The sequence below is a fragment of the Hyphomicrobiales bacterium genome (assembly GCA_030688605.1).
Lineage (GTDB): Bacteria > Pseudomonadota > Alphaproteobacteria > Rhizobiales > NORP267 > JAUYJB01.
In genome coordinates this window covers 1-4,858 of sequence record JAUYJB010000061.1, presented here as the reverse complement: position 1 = coordinate 4,858, position 4,858 = coordinate 1, and the positions used below count along the sequence as shown (strand labels likewise).

Genomic DNA, 4,858 nt, shown 5'->3' with positions numbered 1-4,858 from the left:
CGGGCTTGGCGGGCGCCGGCGCGCCGGCGGCCGGGGCGCGGGCGACGCGGACGCGCAGGCCCTCATGCTCGATCTCGATCTCGGAAAGTCCCGTCTCGGTCAACAGCGCGGAAAGCTCGCGGATCAGGCCCTTGTCGATCGAGTGGGAGGGTTTGGTCATCGAACGGGCGCGCCGTCAGAATGGTTCAATCTCATACTAACTCGCTCTAGGCCGAGGAGGGCTCTTCTTGGTGTCCGGGCTTCACCGATTGCGTGACGATCGCGTGAAGGGCTTCGAGCGCCAATTCATACCCCTTTGGACCGAAACCGCAAATGATTCCCCGTGCCAGGGGAGAGACATAGGAGTGGTGACGAAACGGCTCGCGGGCGAAGATGTTCGACAGATGCACCTCGATGACCGGCGTGTTCACCGCCTTCAGCGCGTCGTGCACCGCAACCGAGGTGTGGGTGTAGGCGCCGGCGTTGAGCACGATGCCGCAGGCGGCACGGCCCGCCTCGTGGATCCACTCGACGAGCTCGCCCTCGTGGTTGGTCTGCCGGAACTCCGCCGACAGGCCGAGCGCGGCGGCCTTGGCGCGGGTCAGCCGCTCGATGTCGGCAAGGGTGGTCTTGCCGTAGACGGCGGTCTCGCGCTGGCCGAGCAGGTTGAGATTGGGTCCGTTGAGGACGAAGACCGGCTTGTCCATGTGGCTTGCCTTGCTCTGGTGGCGGCCGTCATATCGGGCCGTGCCGCAACTGGCAAGCGCAGGAAAGCCTAATTGCTGGCTTGGCTCGCCTTGGCGCGGACCGCGGCCACCTTTTCGGCCAAACCTTGAAAGCCGATGGCGCCGGGAATCACTTCCTCGCCGACGACATAACCGGGGGTGCCGTTGACGCCGAGCCGGGCGGCGAGCTGCTGCGCGTCCCCGAGCATCCGATTGACCTCGGGGAGGGCTGCACCCGCTTTCAGCTTCTCCACGTCAAGGCCGAGATCGGCCGCGACCTGCAGGGCGCGCTCGCCGTCGACCTGACCGCGGCTTGAGAGCAGCGTGCGGTGGAATTCGAGATACTTGTCGCGCGCCTCTTTCAGCACGGCGAGCGAAACCTTCGCCGCCTCGACCGAGCCGGGGCTCAAAATCGGGAATTCCTTGAGTACGAAGCGCAACTGCGAATCGGACTCGATGAGGCTGTTCATGTCGGCAAGCGCGCGGCGGCAGTAGCCGCAATTATAGTCGAAGAACTCGACCACGGTGACGTCGCCGTCCGGATTTCCGGCGACGAAGTCGGCCGGCGAGCGGAACACCTCGTCGGCGGATTCGGCGAGCGCCTGCTTTTGCCGTTCGGCCTGGGCGGATTCCTCGCGGTCCTGCAGGGCGATGAAGGCATCGCGGACGATTTCCGGGTTGGCCATCAAGGCGTCGCGGACGAGCGCCTCGCGGTCGGCCATGTCGAGGCCGCCGGCGAACCGCAGCGCAAGCCCGGCGCCAAGCGCGCCGGCAAGGAGCCCGACGAGGAGGCAGCCGAGGATCAGTGCGGCGGCGACGTTTTTGGAAATCGTCATGGGGCGGTTCCTGTTTCTCAGCGACAGATAAATTCTAACTCATTATCATTATGGATGAATTACCGCGCACGAGAAATGAATTACCGCGCATTGTCTCGACAAAATCACGTGATCATTGGGGCGGCTTGAAGCTGATGATGTCGTCGGCTTGCAGCCACAGGGGGCTGCCCATGGGCGCGCGGTGCTGGACGCGGGCGGCGAACTTCTTGGCCAACTCGAAGTCGCCGGCAACGAAATTGGCGCGCGCCGAGACCATGTCGGCGCGGACGATGTCACCCTTCTGGCCATAGGCGATGGCGAGCTGGCGCAGGCCGCCGATGGCCTCGGGCTCGCGGTCGGTGGCCTGCTTCAATTCGCCGATCGCGGTATCGAGATTGGCGCGGTCGCCGGTGGCGAGTAGCGCTTGGCCGTAGAGCATGCGGATCAGCCCCGCCGACGGCGCCAGCGAGACCGCCTTCTTGAGCGGTGCGACCGCCTCGCGGGGCTGCCCCGTCTCGAGCAGCGCCTGCCCCTTCAGTTCCCAGAAATAGGGATAATCCGGCATTGCCGCGATCAGCCCGTCCATCTCGGCGACCGCGCCGCGCAGGTCGGCGCCGAGATAGCGCTGGATGGCGCGGGCATAGCGGGCCGGCAGACTGTTGTCGCCTCCCGGATAGCGCCGCGTCACCGTGTCCGGCCGCTCCAGATAGGCCGACAGCTTGGCGCGCACGAGATCGTGGCGAAGCTGCAATTGCTGCGGATCCTTGCGGTTCGCATAGGGGTCCCTGCGGGCGGCGTCCTCGAGTGCGGAAAGCCGCTCGCGCGGCATCGGGTGGCTCTGCAGATAGGGATCGGCGAATCGGGCGGTGAGCAGCGCCTGCTCGGCGAAGCGGCGGAAGGTCTGCACCATGCCCTGCACCGACTGGCCGGTGGCGGCAAGAAAGCGCACCGCCGCCCGGTCGGCAGCCGATTCGTCGACGCGCCGCGCGGCCAGCAACTGGTGCAGAATCGCATTCTGTCCGCCCATCATGACCGCTTGGCCGGCTTGGCCGCCCCCCGCGGCGAAAGCACCGATCCCGGCCAGCAGGGCGATGATCGATGCGGTCTGCAGGCGCGAGACCTCCTCCTGCAGCCGCGCCAGGTGGCCGCCGGCGATGTGCCCGGTCTCGTGGGCGATGACGCCGATCAGCTCGTTCGGCGTATCGGTCTGCATCAGCGTGCCGGTGTTGATGAACATGCGCTGGCCGTCGGCGACGAAGGCATTAAAAACGGGGTCGTTGATGAGGTAGATGTGCACTGACGAGGAGGTGACGCCGGCGGCCCTGAAGATCGGCGTCGCATACTCGCGGATCAGGGTCTCGGTCTCCGCGTCGCGGATCAGCGGTAGCGGCTTGCCGTCCTGCGCCGCCGCGACGGCCGCCTGCACGCCGATGACCCCGGCGAGCGCCAGCCGGGCAAGACCGCGCCCAAGCCCGGCAAGGTTATTGGCGCCGCGCCATGGCCGCGCTCCATGGCCCGCGGGGGCCGGTGTCAAGGTCTGCAAATTCATGCTAGTTGAGCCTTCACTGCCCGGGTCGGCGGAAACTTAGGGCCTCGCCCGGACCCGGTCAATGTGGCGGCGCACGCTGCCGCGCGAATGCGGCAGCAGCAAGGCGACGAAAGGGGACCCATCGCCATGAACAGGCCGACCGGGCAGCGCCTGAAGCCGTCGCGGCGCAGCGAGGTTGCCTCCTTCATCGCCATGGACGTGCTTGGCGAGGCCAACCGGCTGGAGGCGGAAGGAAGGCGGATCCTGCATCTGGAGGTCGGCCAGCCGGGCACGCCGGCGCCAAGGATGGTGCGCGAGCGGGCGCGCCGGGCGCTCGACGTGGAACGGCTCGGCTATACCGATGCGTTGGGAATCCCGCTTTTGCGGGCACGCATCTCGCGCCACTATGCGGAGACCTATGGGCTCGACGTGCCGAGCGAGCGCATTGCCGTGACCACCGGCTCGTCGGGCGGCTTCATCCTGTCGTTTCTCGCCGGTTTCGACGTAGGGGCGCGGGTGGCGATGCCGACGCCGGGCTATCCGGCCTACCGCAATATCCTGACCACGCTCGGACTCGAAACCGTGCCGCTCCGGGTCGGCGAGGCGACACGTTGGGCGCCGACGCCGGCGATGATCCACGCACAGCAGAAAAAGGGGCCGATCGACGGCCTCCTGGTGGCGAGCCCCGCCAATCCGACCGGCACCATGCTCACCACCGCGGTGCTCGAAGAGGTGGTCGAGCTGTGCGCCGGGGAGGGCATCTGGTTCATTTCCGACGAGATCTATCACGGCCTGACGTACGATCGGCCGGCCGAGACGGCGCTGAGATTTTCCGACGACGTCATCGTCATCAACTCGTTTTCGAAATATTATTCGATGACCGGCTGGCGAGTCGGCTGGATGGTGCTTCCCGAGCGGCTGGTGCGGCCTGTCGAGCGGTTGGCGCAGAACCTTTTCATCTCCGTGCCGGCCCTATCGCAGCTTGCCGCCGTCGCCGCCTTCGAGGCCACCGAGGAATTGGAGGCGAACCGCGCGGCTTACGCGAAAAACCGCGATTTCCTGCTGCGCGCGCTGCCCGAAGTCGGGCTCGGCGACTTCCTGCCCATGGACGGCGCCTTCTACGCCTATGTCGACGTCAGCCGCCACACCAACGATTCCATGGACTTCGCCAAACGGCTTCTGCGCGAGACCGGCGTCGCGGTGACGCCGGGGCTCGACTTCGATCCCGAGAACGGCAACCGCTACGTGCGGCTCTCCTTCGCCGGCCCGCCGGAGGATATCGAAGAGGCGGTAAGGCGCATCGGCGAATGGCTCCAGCGGTTCGGCCTCCGCGCTTGACCTAGCCCTGCGACTCTTCGGAGCCGGCGACGCGCTTGCGCCACCAGCCCTGGCGCGGCGGAGCGGCCGGCTCAGGCTGCAGCGCCGGCTGCGGGACCCGGGCAAGCGTTTCCGCGGCCGCGGCCGGAGGCGAGGGAGCCTCATCCGCGATGCGGTCAAAGCCATCCAGGCCGGGCGGTTCCGGCGTGCTTGCCACGGCGGCCGCCTCCGGCGCCGCATCGGCAGCAACCGGTTCCGGCTTTGCCGTCTTGCGCTTGCGCCGCGACCGCTTGGGTTTGGTCTCGGATTTTGGCTCTGGTTCGGCCTCTGGCTTCGCTTGCGCCTTCGCGCCGTCCTCTTTCGGAGCCTCGTCTTGCGCCGGCGCCTCGGCCGGGGCTAGGGCTTCCGCGGCCATCTCCGCCGTCGCCGTCGCGCTGTCGCCGGTTTCTGCCGGGTGGCTCTCGCCAGCAGCTTCCCATTCCGACCTGCCGGCG

Annotated in this window: 5 protein-coding genes; 1 reads left to right on the top strand and 4 read right to left on the bottom strand. The window is 67.4% G+C overall.

What is annotated here, in order from left to right; translation table 11 throughout:
- Window positions 1-206: 206 nt before the first annotated feature.
- The 3 genes from aroQ to Q8P46_07065 all read right to left on the bottom strand — a co-directional run bounded on the left by aroQ (window position 207) and on the right by Q8P46_07065 (window position 3,068).
- A complete protein-coding gene (gene aroQ, locus Q8P46_07075; protein MDP2619927.1) occupies window positions 207-686 on the bottom strand; it encodes a type II 3-dehydroquinate dehydratase in 480 nt (159 codons plus the stop codon).
- A gap of 68 nt (window positions 687-754) precedes the next feature.
- Window positions 755-1,540, bottom strand: coding sequence for a DsbA family protein (locus Q8P46_07070; protein ID MDP2619926.1), 786 nt, complete (start codon window positions 1,538-1,540; stop codon window positions 755-757).
- A 112-nt stretch (window positions 1,541-1,652) separates the two neighbouring features.
- A complete protein-coding gene (locus Q8P46_07065) occupies window positions 1,653-3,068 on the bottom strand; it encodes a M48 family metalloprotease (GenBank protein ID MDP2619925.1) in 1,416 nt (471 codons plus the stop codon).
- A 126-nt stretch (window positions 3,069-3,194) separates the two neighbouring features.
- Here Q8P46_07065 and Q8P46_07060 point away from each other — a divergent pair, with 126 nt between their 5' ends.
- Window positions 3,195-4,385, top strand: coding sequence for an aminotransferase class I/II-fold pyridoxal phosphate-dependent enzyme (locus Q8P46_07060; GenBank protein ID MDP2619924.1), 1,191 nt, complete (start codon window positions 3,195-3,197; stop codon window positions 4,383-4,385).
- 1 nt (window position 4,386) lies between these two features.
- Here the strand turns inward: Q8P46_07060 and Q8P46_07055 are convergent.
- The coding region (locus Q8P46_07055) for a hypothetical protein (protein MDP2619923.1) at window positions 4,387-4,858 on the bottom strand (472 nt) is incomplete at its 5' end.

What these genes read in the sequence shown, in the direction of transcription:
- aroQ (MDP2619927.1), bottom strand. Translation starts at nt 686, where the DNA reads ATGGACAAGCCGGTCTTCGTCCTCAACGGACCCAATCTCAACCTGCTC.
- Q8P46_07070 (MDP2619926.1), bottom strand. Translation starts at nt 1,540, where the DNA reads ATGACGATTTCCAAAAACGTCGCCGCCGCACTGATCCTCGGCTGCCTC.
- Q8P46_07060 (MDP2619924.1), top strand. Translation starts at nt 3,195, where the DNA reads ATGAACAGGCCGACCGGGCAGCGCCTGAAGCCGTCGCGGCGCAGCGAG.
- Q8P46_07065 (MDP2619925.1), bottom strand. Translation starts at nt 3,068, where the DNA reads ATGAATTTGCAGACCTTGACACCGGCCCCCGCGGGCCATGGAGCGCGG.